This is a genomic window from Microbulbifer magnicolonia (assembly GCF_035117725.1).
Classification (GTDB): domain Bacteria; phylum Pseudomonadota; class Gammaproteobacteria; order Pseudomonadales; family Cellvibrionaceae; genus Microbulbifer; species Microbulbifer magnicolonia.
On record NZ_JAYEFD010000001.1, the window covers coordinates 870,404 to 891,258 of the forward strand.

16 protein-coding genes are annotated in these 20,855 nt (G+C 63.2%); 8 read left to right on the forward strand and 8 right to left on the reverse strand.

Annotated features, from left to right (window positions below; all coding sequences use genetic code 11):
- Window positions 1–184: 184 nt before the first annotated feature.
- The 3 genes from RRF64_RS03870 (at window position 185) to asnS (ending at window position 3,992) form a co-directional block, all read left to right on the forward strand.
- The gene (locus RRF64_RS03870; protein ID WP_323844505.1) at window positions 185–1,840 is read left to right on the forward strand and encodes a nitrite/sulfite reductase; all 1,656 of its coding nucleotides are present in this window, start codon (window positions 185–187) and stop codon (window positions 1,838–1,840) included.
- Window positions 1,830–2,378, forward strand: a complete 549-nt coding sequence (locus tag RRF64_RS03875) for a DUF934 domain-containing protein (RefSeq protein WP_323844506.1) — start codon at window positions 1,830–1,832, stop codon at window positions 2,376–2,378. The genes RRF64_RS03870 and RRF64_RS03875 overlap by 11 nt, the downstream gene beginning before the upstream one ends.
- Window positions 2,379–2,591: 213 nt before the next feature.
- The gene (gene asnS / locus RRF64_RS03880; protein WP_323844507.1) at window positions 2,592–3,992 is read left to right on the forward strand and encodes an asparagine--tRNA ligase; all 1,401 of its coding nucleotides are present in this window, start codon (window positions 2,592–2,594) and stop codon (window positions 3,990–3,992) included.
- A 183-nt stretch (window positions 3,993–4,175) separates the two neighbouring features.
- Here the strand turns inward: asnS and RRF64_RS03885 are convergent, their stop codons facing one another.
- The 4 genes from RRF64_RS03885 to RRF64_RS03900 form a co-directional block, all read right to left on the reverse strand.
- A complete protein-coding gene (locus tag RRF64_RS03885; RefSeq protein ID WP_323844508.1) occupies window positions 4,176–4,772 on the reverse strand; it encodes a rod shape-determining protein in 597 nt (198 codons plus the stop codon).
- Between the two features lie 34 nt (window positions 4,773–4,806).
- Entirely contained in the window at window positions 4,807–5,181 is a 375-nt protein-coding gene (locus tag RRF64_RS03890; RefSeq protein ID WP_323844509.1) for a VOC family protein, read from the reverse strand.
- 82 nt (window positions 5,182–5,263) lie between these two features.
- Entirely contained in the window at window positions 5,264–6,724 is a 1,461-nt protein-coding gene (locus RRF64_RS03895) for an amidohydrolase family protein (protein WP_323844510.1), read from the reverse strand.
- Between the two features lie 60 nt (window positions 6,725–6,784).
- The gene (locus RRF64_RS03900; protein WP_323844511.1) at window positions 6,785–8,008 is read right to left on the reverse strand and encodes a CaiB/BaiF CoA transferase family protein; all 1,224 of its coding nucleotides are present in this window, start codon (window positions 8,006–8,008) and stop codon (window positions 6,785–6,787) included.
- Window positions 8,009–8,155: 147 nt separating this feature from the next.
- On the opposite strand from RRF64_RS03900, the gene RRF64_RS03905 reads away from it, so the two are divergent.
- Entirely contained in the window at window positions 8,156–8,473 is a 318-nt protein-coding gene (locus tag RRF64_RS03905; protein ID WP_323844512.1) for an Mpo1-like protein, read from the forward strand.
- Window positions 8,474–8,476: 3 nt separating this feature from the next.
- Here the strand turns inward: RRF64_RS03905 and RRF64_RS03910 are convergent, their stop codons facing one another.
- Window positions 8,477–9,850, reverse strand: a complete 1,374-nt coding sequence (locus RRF64_RS03910; protein WP_323844513.1) for a TyrR/PhhR family helix-turn-helix DNA-binding protein — start codon at window positions 9,848–9,850, stop codon at window positions 8,477–8,479.
- Window positions 9,851–10,097: 247 nt separating this feature from the next.
- Between RRF64_RS03910 and phhA the strand changes: the two genes are divergently transcribed.
- From phhA to RRF64_RS03925, 3 genes are all read left to right on the forward strand, one after another.
- Window positions 10,098–10,901: a phenylalanine 4-monooxygenase gene (phhA, locus tag RRF64_RS03915; RefSeq protein ID WP_323844514.1), complete on the forward strand. Its 804-nt coding sequence runs from the start codon at window positions 10,098–10,100 to the stop codon at window positions 10,899–10,901.
- Between the two features lie 327 nt (window positions 10,902–11,228).
- Window positions 11,229–11,699 carry an Lrp/AsnC family transcriptional regulator gene (locus RRF64_RS03920; protein ID WP_323844515.1) on the forward strand — a complete coding sequence of 157 codons (471 nt, stop codon included), beginning with the start codon at window positions 11,229–11,231 and terminating at the stop codon, window positions 11,697–11,699.
- A gap of 244 nt (window positions 11,700–11,943) precedes the next feature.
- Entirely contained in the window at window positions 11,944–13,113 is a 1,170-nt protein-coding gene (locus RRF64_RS03925) for a cation:proton antiporter (RefSeq protein ID WP_323844516.1), read from the forward strand.
- 185 nt (window positions 13,114–13,298) lie between these two features.
- Here RRF64_RS03925 and RRF64_RS03930 read toward each other — a convergent pair whose 3' ends face one another.
- Genes RRF64_RS03930 through RRF64_RS03940 form a run of 3 tightly spaced genes read right to left on the reverse strand, consistent with a single transcriptional unit; the run spans window position 13,299 to window position 19,134 of the window.
- Entirely contained in the window at window positions 13,299–16,442 is a 3,144-nt protein-coding gene (locus RRF64_RS03930) for an efflux RND transporter permease subunit (RefSeq protein WP_323844517.1), read from the reverse strand.
- On the reverse strand, window positions 16,439–17,692 hold the full coding sequence (locus tag RRF64_RS03935; RefSeq protein WP_323844518.1) for an efflux RND transporter periplasmic adaptor subunit: 1,254 nt from the start codon (window positions 17,690–17,692) through the stop codon (window positions 16,439–16,441). The genes RRF64_RS03930 and RRF64_RS03935 overlap by 4 nt, the downstream gene beginning before the upstream one ends.
- On the reverse strand, window positions 17,692–19,134 hold the full coding sequence (locus RRF64_RS03940; RefSeq protein ID WP_323844519.1) for an efflux transporter outer membrane subunit: 1,443 nt from the start codon (window positions 19,132–19,134) through the stop codon (window positions 17,692–17,694). The genes RRF64_RS03935 and RRF64_RS03940 overlap by 1 nt, the downstream gene beginning before the upstream one ends.
- Window positions 19,135–19,528: 394 nt before the next feature.
- Between RRF64_RS03940 and RRF64_RS03945 the strand changes: the two genes are divergently transcribed.
- Window positions 19,529–20,713 carry an acyl-CoA dehydrogenase gene (locus RRF64_RS03945; protein ID WP_323844520.1) on the forward strand — a complete coding sequence of 395 codons (1,185 nt, stop codon included), beginning with the start codon at window positions 19,529–19,531 and terminating at the stop codon, window positions 20,711–20,713.
- Window positions 20,714–20,855 lie beyond the last annotated feature (142 nt).

Sequence of the window (20,855 nt, forward strand, 5' to 3'; positions counted from 1 at the left end):
AGCGACGCCCTCCCGGCAATCTCCAATCCTTATAACCATTGGTTACAGCCATAGCGAAAAATATTGTTATTTTTTGCATAAGAGCGCTGGTATGTTATGCGCCATCGGAGACTGTGCGGTGTGCCGCCCGCTCTCCCCTGACCTCGAAAAAAGTGCGCAAAAAAGGCAATGGAATCAAGCTGTTATGTATCGATATGACGACCGGGACCGCGCCATTATCGGCGATCGCGTGATCCAGTTCCGCGGCCAGACAGAACGCTACCTGGCCGGAGAGCTGAGCGAGGAACAATTTCTGCCACTGCGCCTGCAAAACGGCCTCTATATCCAGCGGCTGGCGCCGATGCTGCGCATCGCCGTGCCCTACGGCCTGCTGAACAGCACCCAGCTGCGCCGCCTGGCGCGCATCAGCCGCGACTACGACAAGGGCTACGCCCACTTCACCACCCGCCAGAACCTGCAGCTCAACTGGCCGCAGCTCGAGGATGTGCCGGATATTCTCGCCGAGCTGGCGGAAGTGGAGATGCACGCAGTGCAGACGAGCGGCAACTGCATCCGCAACACCACTTCGGACCCCTATGCCGGCGTGGCCCGCGACGAGATCGTCGACCCGCGCCCCTACTGTGAACTGATCCGCCAGTGGTCTACCTTCCACCCGGAGTTCGCCTTCCTGCCGCGCAAGTTCAAAATTGCGGTCAACGGTGCCAAAGGCGACAGGGCGGCGATGCGCGTGCACGATATTGGCGTGCAGGTTGTCGAGCGCGACGGGGAAATCGGCTTCCAGGTATTCGTCGGTGGCGGCCAGGGCCGTACGCCGGTGATCGCCGAACTGATCCGCGACTTCCTGCCCGAGCGCCACCTGCTGTCCTACCTGGAAGCGATCGTACGCATCTACAACGAGCTGGGCCGGCGCGACAACAAGTACAAGGCGCGCATCAAGATTCTCGTCAAGGCCATGGGCGCGGCGGAATTCGCGCGCCGCGTCGAAACGGAGTGGGAACAGATCCGCGACGGTGTCAACGAGCTCACCCCGGAGGGACTGACCTGGGCCAAGTCCTTCTTCAGCGCGCCCGCGTACCAGCCCTTCGACGGCGCCGCCAGCGACGCCGCACTACAGGCACAGGCGGATGCCAACAAGGCTTTCTCCCGCTGGCTGGAGCGCAACACCTTTCCGCACCGGGTACCCGGTTACCGCGCTGTGAAGCTCTCCACCAAACCCACCGGTGTGCCGCCGGGCGATGCCACCGACCGGCAACTGGAGGCGATTGCCGACCTCGCCGACAATTACAGTTTCGGGGAGGCCCGCGTCACTCACGACCAGAACGTGGTGCTCGCGGACGTACCGCAGGAAAAGCTCTACGATGTATGGCAGGCAGCGCGCGCGCACGGCTTTGCCACCCCGAATATCGGCACCCTGACTGACATGATCTGCTGTCCCGGAGGCGACTACTGCTCGCTGGCCAATGCCAAGTCGATCCCGGTGGCGGAGGCCATCCAGCGTCGCTTCGACGACATGGATTACCTCTACGACCTCGGCGACCTGACCCTGAATATCTCCGGTTGCATGAACGCCTGTGGCCATCACCATGTTGCCCAAATCGGCATCCTCGGCGTGGACAAGAAAGGTGAGGAGTTCTACCAGATCCAGCTGGGCGGCTCCTCGTCAGAGAATCCCCGATTGGCGACGGTGCTCGGCCCGAGCTTTTCGAGGGCGGAAGTGCCGGACGTGATCGGCCGCATTCTAGATCTTTATGTGGAGCTGCGCCGTCCGGACGAGCTGTTTCTCGATACCTACATTCGCATCGGACTGCAGCCATTCAAGGAGCGTGTTTATGGCCGCTAATGGACCAGCGCAGGGACCGCAACCGCAAAATCCCGCGCAACTGATCATCGATGGCGTCATAGCCCATAACGAGTGGCGCCTGCTACCGCAGGATGATGGCAACGGGGAAATCACTGCCGCGTCTCTGGCACCGGGCAAGGTGATCCTGCCTCTCGCCACCTGGCAGGCGCTGCACCGCGACCTCGGCGACCGGCAAGCGGAAATCGGCGTGTGGCTCGACAGCGACGATCCCGTCGAGCTGGTCGGTGCGGCAGCCGCGGAGCTGCCGCTGATCGCAGTACACTTCCCCGCCGTAACCGATGGCCGCGGCTTCAGCACTGCGCGCTTGCTGCGCGAGCGCTACGGTTTCGAAGGTGAGCTGCGTGCGGTCGGCGCCTTTATGCGCGACCAGCTCACCTACCTGCGCCGCTGCGGTTTCAACGCTTTCGCTTATGAAGGCCCGCAGCCCCTCGAGGCCCTGCTGAACTCATTGCACGATTTCAGTGAGAGCTACCAGGCCGCCGCCGACCAGAAACTGCCACTCTTCCGCCGCCGCTAACGCGGCTGGCCAACTCGGCGATTTCGCCGGTCCCGACCGGATTCTTCCCCCTCCACTGGACCCCGGCCCGCGCCGGGGTAAATGAATGCCCTAAGTCGTGTCCGCAGGACTGGATTTCCCACCGCCAAAACGTCAATATTCCGGCCGACATTCACCGACCGCGGATCGCCTAAAATTTGCGCGGCCTGCGGAGAGTTCAGGTAAGCGAGAACAATGCAAGTTGAATCCGTAGATTCCCTACTGAAGTCCAGCGGCCGCGAGGGCAGCAAGACCCGCATACAGGGCTGGATCAGAACCCGCCGCGACTCCAAGGCCGGCCTGTCCTTCCTGGCCGTGCACGACGGCAGCTGCTTCGATCCCATCCAGGTGGTGGTCGAGGCCAACGTCCACAACTACCAGTCCGAAGTGCTGCGCCTGACGACCGGCTGCGCGGTGGATATCGAGGGCACGATCAAGGCATCCGAGGGGCAAGGCCAGGCTATCGAACTGCTGGCCAGCGAAGTGCACGTGGTCGGCTGGGTCGAGGACCCGGACACCTATCCCATGTCGCCGAAGCGCCACACCATGGAGCACCTGCGCGAACACGCCCATCTGCGCCCGCGCACCAACGTCAGCGGCGCCGTGGCCCGGGTGCGCAACTGCATCGCCCAGGCCATTCACCGCTTCTATCACGAGCAGGGCTTCAACTGGGTGCACACGCCGATCCTCACCGCCTCCGACTGCGAGGGCGCCGGCGAGATGTTCCGGGTCAGCACCCTCGACCTGGAAAACCTGCCGCGCACCGACAAGGGCGACATCGACTTCAGCCGGGATTTCTTCGGCGAGGAGAGTTTCCTGACCGTATCCGGCCAGCTGAACGTCGAGAGCTACTGCCTGGCGCTGTCCAAGGTCTACACCTTCGGCCCGACCTTCCGCGCGGAAAACTCCAACACCACCCGCCACCTGGCGGAGTTCTGGATGGTGGAGCCGGAAGTGGCCTTCGCGGACCTGGCCGATATCGCCGATCTGTCCGAGCAGATGCTGAAGTACGTGTTCAAGGCGGTGCTGGAAGAGCGCGCCGACGACATGGCGTTCTTCGCCCAGCGCATCGACAAGGAGGCCATCTCGCGCCTGCAGAACATCATCGACAACGACTTCGCGCGCATCAACTACTCGGATGCGATCGAGATCCTGGAGAAGTGCAAGGAGAAGTTCGAATTCCCGGTGTCCTGGGGCATCGACCTGGCCTCCGAACACGAGCGCTACCTGGCAGAGAAGCACTTCAAGAAGCCGGTCATCGTCATGAACTACCCGAAGGACATCAAGGCCTTCTACATGCGCATGAACGACGACGGCAGAACCGTCGCGGCGATGGACGTGCTGGCGCCGGGCATCGGCGAGATCATCGGCGGTTCCCAGCGCGAAGAGCGTCTGGAGAAGCTGGACGAGCGCATGGACGAGATGCACATCCCCAAGGAGCATCTGTACTGGTACCGCGACCTGCGCCGCTACGGCACAGTACCGCACGCCGGCTTCGGACTCGGCTTCGACCGCATCGTGGCCTATGTGACCGGCATGGGCAATATCCGCGATGTGATCCCCTTCCCGCGCACGCCGAAGAATATCGCCTTCTAATAAAGAAGCCCCGCACAGCGGGGCTTACTTTTTTCCCTGTAGGAGCGGCGGGGCGGCCATCCGCTCCTACAGAATACTTTCTGTCATTCCGACGCAGGCCGGAATGACGATCAAACTACAGCTCGACTCGGATCAGAGTATTGACGGGTTAAAAAAGCAAGTCGAAAAGTCCACCAGTCACCGTCACCGTTCGCCGCCAAACACGGCCATCAGGACAATCAAGATAATCCACAGCAGCACCAGGAACCACTGCACCGCCTGACCACCGGCATTTGCAGAGGCTGCTGCCGCGGGCCCACTTTTCGCTTTGACTTTTTCGTAGTCAAACGTATGCCGTGTCAGCTCTTCGCCCTGGTAAACGAGCGCCTCCCGCGCGCCGGCGCCGAGGGCCATTTCGCGAAAGGCGCGCAACTCTATCTCGGTCAGCCCGCCCTGCAATTTTTCCATCGCCTGCAACACGACGATCGGCGAAGGTGTCAGCAGCGTATCGCCGGAGAGTTTGCGGAATATCTGCTGCAGCAGTTTCTCGCCGGCAGTGAAATCGCGTATCAGCGTGCGGGGATGGGAGAAAGGATTGATGACCTCGACGCTCTTGCCCGATACCGAAGCAGCGCGATTCCCCACCGCGGCCACTATGCTCCGGTTCTTTTTCTGTTCCAGCGCGACCAGCGGGGACTCATCGAAAATCTTGCCGCTGTCGATATTGGTTACCCTGATGCGCTTTTCCCAGATCTGCACATAGAGCTTGGTTCCCAGACTGTCGACAAGTTTGTTGAGCACGCGAATGTCCCTGCCCGGCCTCCCCCAAACACATTCAAGCGATCGAATTGACCTCGATGCCGGTACCCGCCGGATCCCGGAAAAACAGCTGGGCCATATTAGTGGCGGGCACATGGGTCTTGGTATAGCTGACGCCGCGCGCCTCGAGGCCGCCAATCACGGCGTCGAGATCGGCCGTCTGGAAGGCGACATGATCCAGGTAACCGGGCGCTTCGCCCTCGAAGTGCACCTTGCATTCCACCAGGTGGACCAGTGGTCTGTCTTCCGCGTACAGCCAGAAGCCCCGACGGGAAAATGCCGGCCGGTATCCCTCCACCAGGCCGAGCACGGAACAGTAAAAATCCCGGACCTCCAACAGCAGGTCCATCGGGGCACTGATATTGATATGGTCCAGGCGCACCCTGTTCACTCCAGCATTTGTTGCCCCGCCCGCGCCGACCGCCGCGGCAAGGGCATGGTCGAGTTATCGATACGGTTGTCGGGCGCCGGCGTCACTCGGCAGTTGCGCGGGATCTGTCTAGTCGCGCCCTGGTCGAAGCCGCCTCGTCCAGTAGAGCATCCAGCTGATCGCGGCGGTAGAGTGCGCCGCCGTGCACGAGACCCTCGATACTGCGCGTGGCGCTGATATTTTTCAGCGGATTCTCGTTCAGGATCACCAGGTCGGCTTTCTTGCCCTCGGCAATGCTGCCGTAATCGCGCCACTGGCCCATGAATCTGGCGCCGTTCACCGTGGCGGCCTGCAGGGCCTGCAGCGGGCTCAGGCCGGCGTCCTGAAATAACACTAGTTCATCGTGCAGCGCCTCGGCCGGATAGACGTAGGTATTCAGTGCCGCCGAATCGCTGCCCGCCAGCAGGGTTACCCCGGCATCCGCGAGCAGTGGCAGCTGGCCCGCTGTCAACTGATAGCGCGCCTTGCGCGCCTGGCGGTCTTGCTCCGTCTCTCCCGCCATGCGATCGATGCGCCATTGATAGTTGCTCGTGAACGCATCGGTCAGAAAGCGCAGAAACTTGTCGCCACTGTGGTCTGTCTCCGCCAGGTAAGCCAGTTGGCGCCCACCGATCAGCGTCGGCGTCACCGCGACTCCTTTGCGCGCCAGCATCTGATAGCCTTTTTCTGCCTGTTGCTGGTCGAACTGCTCCCGATAGCGCTCTGCCGCCTCCTCTTTCGACAGCTTCCCCGCGCGCACGGCTGCGGCTATGGCCGCCTCCTCCGCGTTACCCAGGCGCAGCACGTAAGAGGCGTGTTCGATACTGGACAAGCCGGCGTCTGCAAGCTCCTCAATACTCAAACCGTAGGGCACATGGCTGGATACCAGGTGTCCGCGGCGGCGGGCCTCCCGGACCGTCTCCAGAAACAGTTCCGGCGCCATGGTATTTTCGGTGATCTTGATGAAGTCGACCTTCATCCCTTCCAGCTTGTCCATGCCGGCCAGCATGGACTCGCGGTCGCCGACCTCGAGGTCGCCTTTCCAGATGGAGTCGATACCCTCAAATTTCTGTCCGGCGGTGAATATTTTCGGGCCGAGCCGTTTTTTACCGTCGATCTCGCTCCGCCAAGCCAGCACCTGCGGCGCCAGGTCGCTGGCCGCATCGCGCACCGCGGTAATGCCATAGGCGAGGTACACCGGAAACAACAGCGCATTGTCTTCGAGCAGATCGCGGCCCTCGAAGTGCACGTGCATATCCCACAGCCCCGGAATCAGGTAGCGGCCGCCCAGGTCTTCCACCCTGTCCGCGCTCACCTCGCCACGCCGGGCAGCGGGAAGCATTGCGGCAATCCTGTCGCCCTCGATCAGCAACAGGCGGTCGCGCTGGACCCTGCCGGTCTCCACGTCGACCAGTTGGAAATTTTTCAGCAGCAGATCGTAGCTCGACTCTTCACTGGCATCCGCCGCGGACTGGGCGGATATGAGCAAGGCAATGGCACAGTAAAACAGGGAAAAAATCCGCATAATAGAACCCCACAAAATATTCGTTTCCCGGGCGCTTCCGTCTATTGATCGGGAGCAGCTTTAAATGACGCCCTTGTCTTTAAGCGCGCCGATTTCCGCATCGCTTTTCGCCAGCAGGTCGCGCAATACCTGTTCGGTGTGTTCGCCGAGCACCGGCGGCGCCTGCTCGTATTCCAGGGCCGTTTCGGAAAAGATCACCGGGTTGCGGACGGTCTTGACCGTTCCCGCCACCGGATGCGCCTGCTCCAGCACCATGCCCCGGGCCTGCACCTGGGGATCGGCGAATACCTGGTCCAGGGTGTTGATCGGGCCACAGGGCACATGGGCATCGCTGAGCTTTTCCAGCCACCAGGCGGATTCCCGCTTGCGGGTGGCCTCCTCGATCAGCGGCACCAGCTGCTCGCGCGCGAGCACTCGGGCGGCATTGCTGGCATAGGCGGGCTGCTCGGCGATTTCACCGAGGCCGGCGATATTGCAGAAGCGCTTGAACTGCTCGTCATTGCCCACGGCGAGCATAAAGTAGCCGTCTTTGGAGGCCACCGCCTGGTAGGGCACTATGTTCGGATGACCCGTGCCCTGGCGCTCCGGATTCCTGCCGGACGTGAGGAAGTTCTGTGCCTGGTTGGCGAGCCAGGCAACCTGGGTATCCAGCAGGGACAGGTCGATGTGCTGACCGACCCCGGAACGCTGCCGATGAATCACCGCGGCGAGGACGGCGGAGACCGCGTACATGCCGGTCATCAGGTCCGCCACCGCGACGCCCACTTTCTGCGGTCCGGCCCCCGGTTGCCCGTCCGGGACCCCGGTGATGCTCATCAGGCCGCCCATGCCCTGTATCATCGCGTCGTAGCCGGCGCGGTTTTTGTACGGACCCGACTGGCCGAAGCCGGTGATAGAGCAGTAGATGATGCCGGGGTTGATGGCCTTGATGGCGTCATAGTCGAGGCCGTATTTCCTGAGGCCGCCGACCTTGTAGTTTTCCAGCAGGATATCGCAGCGCGCCGCCAGCTGCCTGATCAGCTGCTGTCCGTCTTCCGTGGTGATGTCGACGGTAACGGACTTCTTGCCGCGATTCGCGCTCAGGTAATATGCCGCATCCGCGGTATCCGCGCCCTGCGCATCTTTCAGGTAGGGAGGGCCCCAGTGGCGGGTGTCATCGCCGCGCTGCGGGCGCTCGATTTTGATGACTTCTGCACCGAAATCGGCGAACACCTGACTGGCCCAGGGACCGGCCAATATACGGCTGAGATCGAGAACTTTTAATTGCGCGAGTGGACCTGCCATAACTTCCTCGTCTTGTTCTTCTACGGGTGGGAGCCCCGAGCAAAATTTGCCGCAGACTATCAGATTTGACCGGTCGGTGCTCGACTTGGACGCCACAGAAAATGTCCGTACACTGGCGCCAATACCAGAAGAATAAGGAGCTGCGGAATGTCCGCCGCACAGACAAAAAAATTTGAGTCGTTCCGCGACTTCTACCCCTACTACCTCGAAGAGCACCGCAACCTGACCTGCCTCCGGCTGCATTTCGTCGGCACAACTATCGTGATTACACTGGTCGTCCTAGCCGTAGTAACCGGCAAGCTGCTGTTACTCGCCGCCGTGCCGGTTGCCGGTTACGGTTTTGCCTGGGTCGGCCACTTCTTTTTCGAGCACAACAGACCCGCTACCTTCAAGCACCCCTTCTACAGCCTGTGGGGGGACTTCGTGATGTTCAAGGACATGCTGCTCGGCCGCATCGAGCGCTAACCCTCAGCCCCTGACTCCCGCTTTTGACAAGCCGTACTTGCGCAGCTTGTTGGCCACAGCGGTATGGGAAATGCCGAGGCGTTTGGCCAGCTCTCTGGTCGAGGGCTGCTCAGCGGCCAGGTCGCTGAACAGCGCCCGCTCCAGCTGTTCCAGCATTTCCCGGTAACTGAGGCCGCGGGCCCAGTCGCTCCAGGGCAACTGCGCGCGCGCAGTCAGCTCCGGCAGGTCATCCAGCGCGATTTCGGTGGCGCCGCGCGCGCGACAGCGGTCCGCCGCGGCGCCGAGGTAGTCCCGCAGCCCGTTAAAGTTATCCGGCCAGTCGTGCCGCCTGATCACATCCAGCACATCTTCCTGCAGCTGCCCGCTGCCGCCCTCCTGGCGCATCAACGCCGCGGCGAAGCGCGGCAGCGCGGGCCGCATATTGCGCAGCGGCGGCAGGGAAATGGCGAGCGACGAGAACAGCTGGGCCAGCGCCGGCGCCAGCCGATCGGCGCTGGTGCAGGTAGCGACCGGGCGCAACTGCGGCGGCAGGTCCCGCAGCTGTCGCACCAGTGCCAGCTGCGCCTCGTTCGACAGACTGTGCAGATCCTCCAGTATCAGTGTGCCGCTGCCGCGCAACTGCGCCGGCAACTGCAGCTGCCCATCCCGCGGAACGAAACGCTGGCAGTCGCCGCCGGCCGCCATCGGCGACAGATAGTGCAGCGCCGACGCGAATGTGGTCTTGCCGCTGCCCCGCTCGCCGGCGATCAGCAGGGGCGCGCCATAGGCCGCCAGCTCCTGCAAATCCAGGCAGCTGCGGCGGCGCCGGTCGTAATCCCACAGGGCCACCGGTCGCGGCAGCTCGGGACCGGTCTGATCCGCGTCCCACCGTTGCAATGTCAGCACCGCACCGGCGAGGGAGTCCACGGCGCCGGGGCTGTCTGCCACCGCAATCGGCGACCACTCCATCCGATAGGCGCGACCGCGCACCGCCACCGGCAGGCCGTAGCGGGGTACGGCGAAATCGCGCAGCAGCTCTGCCACCTGCATCAGCGGCAGGAAGCGCTGCAACTGCAGCCCCGGCACCCGGTCCAGGTTCACGCCGAAGGCGCGCGCGGCGGCCAGGTTTGCGGCTATCACCCGCCCTTCGCGGTCCACGCTCAGCACCGGATCGGCCACATGGCGCAGCAGGGTATCCAGTTCGAAATGGCGCCTCTCCGAGGGAATGAGGGCGATGCGCCGCACCCGCTGCACACCGGGAACCTTTAACAGGGATTTCTCGATGGCCTGGTACTGGGTCGCGAGCATGCTGGGTGCCGACAGGTAGACCTTGTCCCCGCTGTCGCCGCCGAGCTCTCCAGAAGTAACATTTATCCGGTATTCACCAAATATCTGCATAATTTCATGCAGAATACCGACACGATTAGCACAGGTTATTTCGACTCTCATCGCGATACTGTAAAAATTTCTTTACAGGAAGTGTAGCAACAGCACATCCGCGATCACAAGACTGCCTGATCCACTCTCCCCTACGGCCGCGCCACTGACTAAAAATAAGGGACAGAGATAACAACAAACACAGAGCGGCGCACCGGCCAAGCCCCTGAACGGGCGGTGATCCGAGCGACCGCGGGAGTGCAGCAGCATGAAGAAAGACGCGAAAAAGCCCAGCAAATACGTGGCGCGCAAGCCCGACGAGCAGGGCTTTATCCACTACGACGATATCGAGCACCAGACGTGGCAGCGGCTGATCGAACGCCAGCTGAAAGTGGTTCCCGGGCGCGCCTGTGACGAATACCTGCACGGCCTGGAACTGCTCGATCTGCCCCGCGACCGCATTCCGCAGCTGGAGGAAGTCAGCAGCGTACTGCGCCGCGAAACCGGCTGGGAAGTGGCGCGGGTGCCGGCGCTGATCGGCTTCGAGACTTTCTTCGGCCTGCTCGCCGACCGCAAATTCCCGGTGGCGACGTTTATCCGCACGCCCGAGGAGTTCGACTACCTGCAGGAGCCGGATATCTTCCACGAGATCTTCGGCCACTGTGCGATGCTCACCAACCCGGCGTTCGCCAACTTCACGCAGAAATACGGCGAACTCGGCCTGAAGGCGACGCCCAAGGAGCGCGCCTACCTGGCCCGCCTCTACTGGTTCACGGTCGAGTTTGGCCTGCTCAACACCAGCGACGGCCTGCGCATCTACGGCGGCGGTATCCTCTCCTCCCCCAAAGAGACCATGTACGCGCTCGGCAATGAGCCGGAGCGCTACGATTTCGACGTGCTCGACGCCCTGCGCACCCCCTACCGCATCGATATAGTGCAGCCGATCTACTATGTGCTGAGCGACTTGCAGCAGCTGCAGCAGCTCACCGAGATCGACCTGATGGCCAAAGTGCACCAGGCCATGGAGCTGGGTCTGTTCGAGCCGCGCTTTCCGCCAAAAGACGCCGCCTGAGACAATTGCCGGTAGGAGCGGCCCATGGCCGCGATCGGATCCCGGGACAACACTGGCATCGATCGCGGCCACCGGCGGATGGCCGCCCCGCCGTTCCTACATTCACCACCTATCACCCGCCACTGAAACTTTTCGCTACCAGCGCCCCCATTCGGAGCCTATCGTTACATCGGAGGGTGAAGTCGGAGCCCAACTATCCCCGCGCGGCGGGTAGCTCCACAGCACTCACGACACAGGACATTCACAAGGGGTAACCGCGCCAATGATGGCGCTGAGATCGACGCTCAGGGATACACGGCCCCGTGATTTAGGGAGCTCTGTAGAATTATGTCCTCACTCGATGCAATCGATAGACAACTTCTGGCCATCCTGCAGTCTGATGTCAGCCTCTCCATCGAGGAGCTGGCCGAGCGGGTGGGATTGACCAAAACCCCCTGCTGGCGCCGGATTCAGAAACTGGAAAAAAGCGGCATCATCCGCCGCAAGGTGGCACTGCTGAACGCGGAGATTCTGGGGCTGCCGGTTTCGGTGTTTGCCCAGGTCAAAACCGACCAGCACACGCCAGAGTGGGCGGATTCCTTCGCCGCCCATATGGCGGAGCTGCCGGAAGTGGTGGACTGCTATCGCATGGCCGGCGACTACGACTACCTGCTCCGCATCGTGGTCAGTGATATCGCCGCCTACGACCGCTTCTACAAGGAGCTGATCCGCCACGTAGGCATCAGCGACATAATGTCCAATTTCGCCCTGGAGCAGATCAAGAGCACCACCGAACTGCCCATTCCGCCCGGCGAATAGAGCCTTCCGCCCGGCGAATAAAGCCTTCCGCCCGGCGAATAAAGCCGCGCGCTTCTGAACCATGCTCCGCAGGGCGCGCCCTGCGCGCCGACATGTTCGCTCGGTGCACACGGCGCACCGAAATGTTCAAGCGGTGCGCACGGCGCACCCTACGGGGGCACAGCAACGACATTCATGCGGCTGTTTCGGCCGTGCCGACAACTATGGATAATGGGCCGAATGCGCTTTCAAACAAGGATGTCCTGTGGCGGAAACCTCTCTCTTTCAGTCTTTCTTCCTGATATTCAGCGGCGCCGCCATTGTCGCGTCGCTGGCGCTGTTCGGGCGCCAGCCCTTATTGGTCGCCTACATAGCGCTCGGCGTCCTGCTCGGCCCATCCGGCCTGGCGATCATCGACAATGTGCAGCTGCTGGCCGATATGTCCAACGTCGGCATTATTTTCCTGCTGTTCCTGCTCGGTCTCGACATGCAACCGCAGGCGCTGCTCTCGGTACTGCGCAAAGCCACTTTTGTCGGCCTGGTGAGCTGCGCCGTCTTTCTCGGGCTGGGCTTTGCCATCGGGCAGCTATTCGGCTTCACCAATACCGAGTCCTGGGTGATCGGTATGGCGCTGATGTTCTCCAGCACCATTATCGGTATCAAACTGCTGCCCACCACCGTGTTGCACCACAAACACCTGGGCGAAATGATGGTAGGCCTGCTGCTGTTCCAGGATTTTGTCGCCATCACCTGCCTGATGATCCTGCTCTCCGGCAGTACCGGCGAAATGGATCTGGCACAGCTGGGCCTCTCCTTCGCCGCCCTGCCGCTACTGGTGTTCTTCGCCTGGGTGGCGGTGAAATTCCTGCTGCTGCCGCTGTTTACCCGTTTCGACCGCTTTCACGAATACGTATTTCTGCTGGCACTGGGCTGGTGCATGGGCCTGGCCGAACTCGCGGAAATACTCGGGCTGTCGCGGGAAATCGGCGCCTTCATCGCCGGCATTACCCTGGCCACCAGCCGGATTTCCCAGTACATAGCGTTGAGCCTGAAACCCCTGCGGGATTTCTTCCTGATCCTGTTTTTCTTCAGCCTCGGTGCGCAGTTCAAGCTGTCGATGGTGCCGGAAATCGCCCTGCCCGCGCTGGTCACTGCGGCGGCGGTACTGCTGATCAAACCGGTGGTTTTCCGCTACCTGCTCGGCAACCAGAGCGAGCACAAGGTACTGGCCTGGGACATCGGTTTTCGCCTCGGGCAGATCAGCGAGTTCTCGCTGCTGATCGCGTTTCTCGCGTTTAACCAGCAGCTGATTGGCAGCGGCGCATCACACCTGATCCAGGCCACGGCGATTCTGACCTTCCTGGTCTCCTCCTACATTGTCGTGCTCAATTTCCCCAATCCGATTGCAATCAAGGACGAGTTGCGCAGGGATTAAGAACACTGACCTTGATGCGAAGGTTCTGCTGCCGGCAGCTGTTTGCGGGACCTTTCGCGGCCAAGGATGGCCGCGCAGAGCGTAGGGCCGGCCCCGCGTGCGCAGCGAGTGCATTGGGTCCATGGATGTATTTAGGGGGGCGCCTAGCCCGTGTCCCGCAAACAGCTACCGGCAGCGGGACCGCCTCAACCCTGCACCTTGGCGGGTTTCCGGCTGTTTTTCAGCAGGCCGAAGAAGCGCGGGATATCCTTGGCGAACATCAGATAAAGACAGGGCACCAGCAGCAGCGAAATCGCGGTCGCCGCGAGTATGCCGTAGCCGAGCGAAATCGCCATCGGGATCATAAAGCGCGCCTGTACGGAGGTCTCGAAGATCATCGGCATCAGGCCGCAGAAGGTCGTCACCGTGGTCAGGATGATCGGGCGGAAGCGGCGCGCGGCCGCCTGTTTGATCGCGTCGGTCAGGTCAGTGCCGTTTTCCCGCAGCCGGTTGCCGTACTCGATCATCACCAGCGTATCGTTGATCACCACACCGGCCAGCGCCACCATGCCGAGCAGGCTCACCATGCTGAGGCCATAGCCCATCACCAGGTGCCCGAGCAGCGCGCCGATGACGCCGAACGGAATCGCTACCATCACCGTGAGCGGCTGGATATAGCTCTTCAGCGGAATCGCCAGTAACAGATACAGCGCGGCCATCGTCAGGGAGAAGGTCAGCCCCAGCGAAGCGAGGCCTTCGCGCTCTTCCGCCTGCCTGCCCTCATAGGAAATGCTGAGGCCGGCAAACTCCGCCTGCAGCTGCGGCACCACACTGCGATTCAGCGCGTTGATCACCAGCGCCGCCTGGTCCGGCGGGTCCACATTGGCAGTGACCGTCATGACCCGGCGCCCGGCGCGGCGATTGATGGTCGCGTAGGCCCGGCCCTTGTCCACCTCCACCAGGTCCGGCAGCGGCAGCCACAGGCCGTTGCCGGCGCGAATCATGATGCTGGATACATCGTCGAGCGAAACCCGCTCCCGCTCCGGCAGGCGCACCATCACTTTCACCTGGTCGCGGCCGCGCTGCTGGCGCAGCGCCTCGGCGCCGTAGAGGGAAGCGCGCAGCTGCCGGCCGATATCCTCGGCGGAGAGACCGAGGCTCTTCGCGGTTTCGGTCAGGGTCAGGTCCAGCTGTTGTTTGCCGAGAGAGATACCCGCATCGATATCGCTGACCTGCGGAAACCTCTCCAGCTCCCGCGCGAGCCGCTGTGCCGCGCCTTCGAGGATTCCGGTATCGGTATGGCGCAGCTCCACCGTCAGCGCGGCGCCCGCGCCGGGGCCGCCGCGGTCGGCGGCGAAACTGGAGCTCATGGCACCGGGCACCGGCCCCACTTCGCGGCGCCAGTTGCGCACGAACTCCCCCGTGGTAAAGGGACGCTGGTCCGAGGGCACCAGGTAGACATCCACCTGCACCGAATTGTCCCGCACCAGGCCGCGCACGCCGAGAACCACCTTTTCCCGATCCGTCCCCACCAGCGCCCGCTCGGCGGCGGCCATGATCTGACTGCGCGCCTTTTCCAGTTGCTGTTCCGCGGTGCCCGCGGGGAAGGTGACCTCGACACGCCCCGAGTCCCGCTCCACTTTCGGCATCAGGGTAAAGCCCATGCGCCCGCTGGCGGCATAGCCGCCGACCACCAGCAAAATAGCGATGGCAGCGGCGATGGTGATATAGCGGCGGCGCACACACAGATCCAGCAGCGGCTTGAAGCGCACTTCCACGAAACGGTCCAGGCTGCGCGCGATCATTTTCTGCCGCGCGGCCAGGCGCCGCGCCCAGCCGTTCCGGTAGCCGCGACGGGAATGCGCCAGGTGGGCCGGCAGGATAAACAGGGCCTCGATCCAGGAGATGACAAAGACCGAGCCGACCACGAACGGAATGATGCCGAAGATCTTGCCCATAAAACCGGGCAGCTCCATCAGCGGAATAAAGGCGACGATATTGGTCAGGATCGCGAAGGTCAGCGGCACCGCCACCTGGCGCGCGCCGCCGATGGCCGCCTCCAGGTTGCTGTAGCCCAGGCGACGCCACTCGTGAATGTTCTCACCGGCGATGATCGCGTCGTCGACCACGATACCCAGGGCAATGATGAAGGCGAACATGCTGACCATGTTCACCGAGATATCCAGCGCCGGCAGGAACAGCAGGGCACCGAGAAAACTGGTGGGAATACCCAGCGTCACCCAGAATGCCAGGCGCAGCTCCAGGAAAGCACCCAGCACGACAAAGACCAGCAGCAGGCCGATAAAGCCGTTCTTCAGCAGCAGTGACAGGCGCTCCTTGAATATCTCCGAGTCGTCGTCGCGAATGCTGATGTGCACGCCGGGCGGTAGGTTACGCTCCAGCTCGGCCAGCACTTCGCGCGCGGCCTCACTGACACTCATCGGGGTCTGGTCGCCGACGCGGAAGATATCGATGCCCACGGCCGGCTCGCCGTTGAAGACCATGTTGCGCGGTTCATCCACCAGCGCATCGCGGATGGTCGCAACATCGCGCAGGCGCACGGTACCGCCGCCACTGCCCTGGATTACGACAATATCGCCAAACTCCCGCGCCCAGTCGCGGCGCTCGGTCACCCGCACCAGGATTTCTCCGGCCTCGGACTTGACCCCGCCGGCGGGCACATCCACGGCCGCATTGCGCACCAGCTGGGCCACGTCCGGCAGCGACAGGCCATAGCGGCGCAGGTCGTCGCGGCGCACCTCGATCGCCACCTCGAAATCGCGCACGCCGGAGGTTTCCAGCTGGGTGATATCCGGGTGTACCTCCAGTCGGTCGTAGATCTGCATGGCGATATCGCGCAGGGTGCGGTCGTCCAGGTCGCCGTGTATCACCAGGTCCATGACATCGCGCTTGCGCTCCGCCAGGCTGACCTGGGGGCGCTCGATATCCGACGGGAAGGTGGTCACGCGATCGATGGCCTGCTGTACGTCCTGGTACACCTGGTTGGCGTTGGCGTCCTCGTCCAGCTCCAGCATCAGGCTGGCGCCGCCCTCGGAGGCGGAGCCGCGCATTTCCTTGATACCGACGATGCCCTGCACCGCCTGCTCGGCCGCCACCAGCACGCCGCGCTCGACCTCCGCCGGGCTCGCGCCCGGGTAGGAGATCTGCACGCTGATGGTGTCCATGCTGAATTCGGGAAAAACTTCCTTTTTCACGGTCAGGGAGAAGATCAGACCGCCGACGATAAACACCAGCATCAGCAGGTTGGCGGTCACATGGTTGTGAGCCATCCAGGCGATGGCACCGGAACGGGTATCTACCGGCGGCCGGTTCGCGCTGCCGAGGCTCATCCGCGCTCTCCCTTCTGCGATTCGGCGGCAGGCGGTTCCTCTTGCGGCCCTTTGCCGCGCTTAGGCGCAGTCCCCGGTTTCTCGCGCGGGGCTCCGCCCTCGGGCCCTGCCGCCTGGCCGGCGACCTGCACCGGCATGCCCTCGGTCACCGTGGTCAGGCGCGTGGTGACCAGGGTTTCACCGCCGTCCAGGCCACTATCCAGTACCGCGTAATCCCCGCTCAGGTAGGCGATCTGTACCGGGCGCACGACAATGCGGTTGTCGCGCACCAGCCACACCCGGTCGCCATCCTGCACCGCGGTCAGGGGGACGCGCACCCGCTCACGGGTGGCACGGCCGGTAATCTCCACCCGCGCCAGGTCATTCAGCAGAAGTGGCGGCTGATTCGGGTCGTCGATGGCCAGCGGATCCGTGAGCTCGACCAGCACCCGCGCCAGCCGGCCCTGCTCCTCCAGCACCGGAATCACCCGCACGAACTCGCCGCGGCGGTACTCCCCGGTCGGCCACTGGCTGCCGCGGATACGCACCTCGGCATCCGGGCTGTTGACGCGCCCGAGCTGGGCCGCCGGCACTTCGACTTCGATCTGGAAGCGTTCGGCACCGGCCAGCGAGTAGAGCACCGTGCCCGGCGCAACGCGATCGCCGACATCGACGCTGCGGCTCACCAGCAGCGCGCCAAAGGGCGCGCGGATCTCTGTCAGGCGCAGGTCGCGCTGCGCCAGGCCCACCTGCGCCTCGGCCGCGTCGACCCGCGCCTTTGCGGCGGCCAACTGCGGCTCGCGCAGCACGAGTGCGCGATCCGCCGCCGGCAGCGAACTGCCGAGCAGTTCGTACTCTTCCTCCGCCACCTGGCGCTGGCCCTGCTCCTGCTGCAACTCGGCGCGGCGCTCGGCGAGACTGCTGCGCGCCGTCTGCAGGGCCAGTTGATAAGGCTCCGATTCGATACGCAGCAGTAACTGGTTCTTCTCCAGGGTGGAGCCGGGCCCCAGGTCGTAGTCGAGCCACTCGACGCGCCCGTCCACCTGCGGCTGCAACTCCGCCAGCTCCCGCGCAGTCACCTTGCCCAGCGCATTAACCGTCAGCGGAAAGCGGCCGCGTTCGGCCACCGCGACATCGACGGTCGGCGGCGGTGTCCTGCGCTCACCGCGGCTCAGAGTGGGCTTCTCCCGCATCAGCCAGCTGGAAATCAGCAGCGCCAGCACGATCAGCGCGACCGGTATCGCAAAGTTCCAGTTGAGCTTCTTCAACATCAGCTGTTCCCCTCCCGGTACAACTCCAGCTCTACCGGCGCTGCCGGGGGCAGGTCTTCCCGCGGAAGTCCCCCGGAGAGCGCGCGGTAAAGGGTTACCCGGTTCTCCATCAGTTCGCGCCGCGCACTCAGGATCTGGCGCGCCAGGCTCTGTTGTTCATTGGTCGCCGTCAGCACGTTAAGAAAATCCACCGCACCGCGGGCGTAGGCGCGCCGCTGGCGCACGACGATCAGATCCGAAAGGCGTTCGCGCTCGCGCAGGTGCAGCAGCCGCTCCTCAATCGCGCGCTCGCGGATCAGGGCCTGTTCCACCTCAGACAGAGCCTGGATCACGGTGCTGCGGTAGAGGGCCCAGCGCTCCTGCAGGACGGCGTCCTGCTGGTCCTGGGCGGCCGCCAGTTGCCCGCCGTCGAAGATCACGCCTTCGGCGGCGGCGGTAATGGTCAGGAGCCAGTCTTTGGTGATATCGCTGATGGCGCTGCCACCGCCGCTGGCAATGGCCGCCAGACTGAATACCGGCAGCCGCTCCGCCCAGGCCTGGTCCGCCAGATAGTAGCCCTGCAGCAGCTGGCGCTGGGCCTGCTGTACGTCCGGCCGCCGCAGCAGCAACTGCGAGGGCACACCGGTATCCGGCAGCGATCGCATCGACGGCATTCCGGCCGCGAACTGCAGATGCCCCTCCAGCGCCTGATCGGCAACACCGAGCAGCGCCGCCAGCTGGACCTTGAAGGTTTGGATATCGGCTTCTGCCTGCTGCAACTCCTGCTCTGACTGCTGTACCAGCTGGCGCTGCTGCAGTACATCCGCAGCCGCGCTGGCACCGCGGCCGAAACGGAGTTCGAGTACCTGCAGTGTCTTGCGGTTAGTCTCCAGCTGCTGCAGCAACAACTCGCGCTGCCCCCACTGTTCGCGCAGCTGCAGCCAGGTGATGGCCACTTCCGCGGCCAGGCTGAGCGCCGCGGTCTGCAGATTCTGTTCCTGCGCCAGGCGCCCGGCCTCCGCGGCCCGCGCGCCCGCGCGCACCCGGCCCCAGAGGTCTATCTCGTAACTGGCGGCCAGGCGCCCGCTCCAGGAGTTGCCCTCGTTCTCGCTGCCCTCGAAGTCGAAATCCCCGTCGGCGATGCGCTGCTCCGTATTGTCCAGGCGGCCGGTGAGGCGCGGCCAGAAGCCGGATCTCGCGCCCACCGCCGCCGCCTCGGCTTGCTGCAGGCGCCACAGAGTGGCCTGCAGGTCCGGATTGTCGTGCAGTGCCAGCTGCACCAGCCGGTTCATTTGCGGGTCGTCGAAACTGCGCCACCAGCGCACTTCCGGCGCCTCGCTGCCGGAGGCGCGAAACCCGTCCGGCAACCCCAGAGTCTCCTGCGCCAGATCCGGCGGCAGGGGCTGGGCGGCGCAGGCGGAGAGCAGCGGCAGGCAAATGGCTAAGACACGGAAAAAACGCAAGGAAATATCACCAGAGTGTCTGAATCAGCACGAAAGTTAGAACATTATTGCGCCTATTATGGAATTCGCACTAAGCGCTGCAAGGTAATTTACGGTTGTTTACGCTTGATTGGATAAATGCACGGAAAAATTGCCCCGAGCAGGAGTGCTCCGGCGTCCCTACTTAGGTATCATGCGCCACACTAAACTGATCGGTCATCGGGTATTGTCGCAAGTCTTGCCGGCGACTCCACATCAGCGCCTGATCCGGGTCGCGCGATCAACGCCGCCCGCATAATTGGACCGGCCGGACACGCCGGTTGAGATCAATAACAGGCATCTCTGAAAATCGCCGCCAGGCGCACGCACAGTAGATTTTTTGAGAGGCCCCTAAAGGAAGTAGACGAGAAACACCATGAGTAAACATCAGCCCCTCGCCCACTGGGACGACATTCTGCTGCTGGACCGCCAGCTGAGCGACGAAGAGCGTATGGTGCGCGACACCGCGCGCGAATACTGCCAGTCAAAACTGATGCCGCGCGTTCTGGAGGCGAATCGCCACGAGATATTCGACCGCGAGATCATGCGGGAAATGGGCGAACTGGGCCTGCTCGGTTCCACCATCGAGGGTTACGGCTGCGCCGGTCTGAACTATGTGTCCTACGGCCTGGTGGCACGCGAGGTGGAACGCGTGGACTCCGGCTACCGCTCCGCGATGAGCGTGCAGTCGAGCCTGGTGATGTACCCGATCTCCGCCTACGGCAGCGAGGCCCAGAAAGAAAAGTACCTGCCGAAACTGGCCACTGGCGAGTGGGTGGGCTGCTTCGGCCTGACCGAGCCGGATGCCGGTTCCGATCCGGGTGGCATGAAGACCCGCGCCAAGAAGGTGGACGGCGGCTACCGCCTGAGCGGCTCCAAGATGTGGATCACCAACAGCCCGATCGCCGACGTCTTCGTCGTCTGGGCCAAGGACGATGAAGGGGTTATCCGCGGCTTTATCCTCGACAAAGGCATGGAGGGACTGTCCGCGCCCAAGATCGAGGGCAAGTTCTCCCTGCGCGCGTCCATCACCGGCGAGATCGTGATGGACAATGTGTTTGTGCCGGAAGAGAACAAGTTCCCGGATATCGGCGGACTGCGCGGGCCATTCGGCTGCCTGAACCGCGCCCGCTACGGCATCTCCTGGGGCGCCATCGGCGCCGCCGAATTCTGCTGGCACGCCGCGCGCCAATACGGCCTGGACCGCAAGCAGTTCAACAAGCCGCTGGCACAGACCCAGCTGTTCCAGAAGAAGCTCGCCGACATGCAGACCGAAATCGCCCTCGGCCTGCAGGGCTCCCTGCGCGTGGGCCGGCTCATGGACGAGAACAAGCACTTCGACCCGACCATGATTTCACTGATGAAGCGCAACAACTGCGGCAAGGCCCTGGATATTGCCCGCGTGGCCCGCGACATGCACGGCGGCAATGGCATTGCCGACGAGTTCCACGTGATCCGCCACGTGATGAACCTGGAAGCGGTGAATACCTATGAGGGTACCCACGACGTACACGCACTGATTCTGGGGCGTGCGCAGACTGGGCTGCAGGCGTTCTTCTAAATCCGGGCCTGCGGCCCGCCGGGGCGAACCCAAGGTTCGCCCCTACATTTCTAAAGAATACTGCAGTATGAATTGAAGGCCCTGATGCCGGGGGCCGTCCGGGCAACGCGCCTGCGGCCGAAAATGGCCCGATGAGGCTGTT

What these genes read in the sequence shown, in the direction of transcription:
- RRF64_RS03870 (WP_323844505.1), top strand. Translation starts at nt 185, where the DNA reads ATGTATCGATATGACGACCGGGACCGCGCCATTATCGGCGATCGCGTG.
- RRF64_RS03875 (WP_323844506.1), top strand. Translation starts at nt 1,830, where the DNA reads ATGGCCGCTAATGGACCAGCGCAGGGACCGCAACCGCAAAATCCCGCG.
- asnS (WP_323844507.1), top strand. Translation starts at nt 2,592, where the DNA reads ATGCAAGTTGAATCCGTAGATTCCCTACTGAAGTCCAGCGGCCGCGAG.
- RRF64_RS03895 (WP_323844510.1), bottom strand. Translation starts at nt 6,724, where the DNA reads ATGCGGATTTTTTCCCTGTTTTACTGTGCCATTGCCTTGCTCATATCC.
- RRF64_RS03900 (WP_323844511.1), bottom strand. Translation starts at nt 8,008, where the DNA reads ATGGCAGGTCCACTCGCGCAATTAAAAGTTCTCGATCTCAGCCGTATA.
- RRF64_RS03905 (WP_323844512.1), top strand. Translation starts at nt 8,156, where the DNA reads ATGTCCGCCGCACAGACAAAAAAATTTGAGTCGTTCCGCGACTTCTAC.
- RRF64_RS03910 (WP_323844513.1), bottom strand. Translation starts at nt 9,850, where the DNA reads ATGCAGATATTTGGTGAATACCGGATAAATGTTACTTCTGGAGAGCTC.
- phhA (WP_323844514.1), top strand. Translation starts at nt 10,098, where the DNA reads ATGAAGAAAGACGCGAAAAAGCCCAGCAAATACGTGGCGCGCAAGCCC.
- RRF64_RS03920 (WP_323844515.1), top strand. Translation starts at nt 11,229, where the DNA reads ATGTCCTCACTCGATGCAATCGATAGACAACTTCTGGCCATCCTGCAG.
- RRF64_RS03930 (WP_323844517.1), bottom strand. Translation starts at nt 16,442, where the DNA reads ATGAGCCTCGGCAGCGCGAACCGGCCGCCGGTAGATACCCGTTCCGGT.
- RRF64_RS03935 (WP_323844518.1), bottom strand. Translation starts at nt 17,692, where the DNA reads ATGTTGAAGAAGCTCAACTGGAACTTTGCGATACCGGTCGCGCTGATC.
- RRF64_RS03945 (WP_323844520.1), top strand. Translation starts at nt 19,529, where the DNA reads ATGAGTAAACATCAGCCCCTCGCCCACTGGGACGACATTCTGCTGCTG.